Raw genomic sequence first — 341 nt, 5'->3', positions numbered from 1 at the left:
CGTTAAAGCAGGACAAATAACAGTTGACTTTTGCTCCTGCGTCGCTTATTTTAGCCAACATATTATTTGCCTCTTAACGAGGCGTTATATGCAAAAAGGAGTTTCGTATGAATATCAATGCAACAATACTCGGTCAATTCATTTTAATATCAATTATTGTAATAAGTGGTTTAAGCTATTACCTCGGTAAACGTAAAACCCAAAATGTTAAAACAACAACCTTTATTGGTTGTTTATTGTCATTTATTCCACCATTAGGTTTAATATTTGTAGCAGTTTTGGCACTTAAAAATGATGTTTCAAATAATAAGGCATCTAATGTTTAGGCGTTTAATTGCATA

At 31.7% G+C, this 341-nt stretch carries 1 protein-coding gene; it reads left to right on the top strand.

Annotation, left to right across the window (positions count from 1 at the left end; all coding sequences use genetic code 11):
• Positions 1-107: 107 nt before the first annotated feature.
• Positions 108-326 carry a hypothetical protein gene (locus P20480_RS00055; RefSeq protein ID WP_008133290.1) on the top strand — a complete coding sequence of 73 codons (219 nt, stop codon included), beginning with the start codon at positions 108-110 and terminating at the stop codon, positions 324-326.
• Positions 327-341 lie beyond the last annotated feature (15 nt).

The sequence above is a fragment of the Pseudoalteromonas sp. BSi20480 genome, assembly GCF_000241365.1.
Taxonomy (GTDB): Bacteria; Pseudomonadota; Gammaproteobacteria; order Enterobacterales; family Alteromonadaceae; genus Pseudoalteromonas; species Pseudoalteromonas marina.
This window is presented reverse-complemented; position numbering and strand designations above follow the sequence as displayed.

Excerpts from the sequence above, each read along its gene's own strand:
- P20480_RS00055 (WP_008133290.1), top strand. The coding sequence starts at position 108 with ATGAATATCAATGCAACAATACTCGGTCAATTCATTTTAATATCAATT.